Consider the following 724-nt stretch of genomic DNA (forward strand, 5'->3'; position numbering starts at 1 on the left):
GTCGACGCATCCGTCCCGCCCGTGCCCGAGTCGCCGGCCCAGCAGGGCAGCACCGGACTGGCGCTGCGGGCCATCTGGGCCACGCCGGCGCTGCGCTGGACCGCGGTGGTGACGATCGCGCTCGCCCTGGCCTTCTACGCCCAGTTCGAGAGCGGGTTGCCGGCCTTCGCGCTGACCGTCCTGGACGCCTCGGAGCGCAGCATCGGCACGGCCGCCGCGGTCAACTGCCTGGTGATCATCGCCCTGCAGATGGCCGTGGTCCGGTGGACGGCCACCCGCTCCGCACCGTCGCTGCTGGTCGCGGTCGGGCTGATCTGGGTGCTGTGCTGGGGGATGATGTCGCTCGCCACGCAGCTGGGGCCGCACGGTGCGACGCTGTTCGTCATCACCTTCGGGGTCTTCGCCGTCGGCGAGACGATGTATGCCCCGGTGCTCAACCCGCTCACGGCCAGCCTCGCCCCCGAGGGGATGGTGGGCACGACGCTCGGCGTCTTCGCGGCGCTGCAGACCGGGGTCTCGGCGGCCGGTCCGATGCTGGCCGGGCTGTTGCTCGGGTCGGGGCTGTCGGGCACCTTCCTCCTGGTGCACGCCGGGTTCGCGGGCATCGCCGTCCTCGGCGCCTGGCGGTTGCGGGCGATGCTGCGCGGTGGACCCACGTTGGCCACGCTCGAGGACGCCGACCCGCTGCCGGCGGACGAGCCGGACGCCTACGCGCTGGCCCGCT

General features: G+C 73.8%; 1 protein-coding gene. It reads left to right on the plus strand.

The features are described 5' to 3' along the window. Positions 1-21: 21 nt before the first annotated feature. Positions 22-724: MFS transporter (locus FRW57_RS22410; protein ID WP_338055407.1), on the plus strand; the 703-nt coding region annotated here is incomplete at its 3' end.

Origin of the sequence: Segeticoccus rhizosphaerae (assembly GCF_009192725.1) — a bacterium.
In the GTDB taxonomy this organism is placed as follows: Bacteria; Actinomycetota; Actinomycetes; order Actinomycetales; family Dermatophilaceae; genus Segeticoccus; species Segeticoccus rhizosphaerae.